The sequence below is a fragment of the Lysinibacillus sp. CTST325 genome (assembly GCF_054665055.1).
The window spans coordinates 1-255 of sequence record NZ_BAAFHO010000066.1; the positions used below are offsets into that span (position 1 = coordinate 1).

General features: G+C 38.4%; 1 protein-coding gene. It reads right to left on the bottom strand.

All coding sequences use genetic code 11. The features are described from left to right. Positions 1 to 255 (bottom strand): IS3 family transposase (locus tag ACYQ73_RS28370; RefSeq protein WP_460015464.1); only part of this gene is annotated, 255 nt, incomplete at both ends.

Here is a 255-nt window from a genome sequence, read left to right on the forward strand (position 1 = left end):
TTTGGACATGTACGATGTTCTTTTGTTGCTTTGGCCATTCTACGTGCAGGATTCGCTTTTCGAATTGGGCATACAATCTCGAATTTCTTCATAATACGGCGAATACGTTTTAAGTTATATGTAATCCCATATTGATTTTCTAACGTCATTTTAATTTGACGTGCACCTTTCCTACGCCCACGGAAATGATACGCTTTTAAAATGATATCTTTGATGGCTTCATCTGCTAACTCATGGGTTGCACGCTTTTGTGCT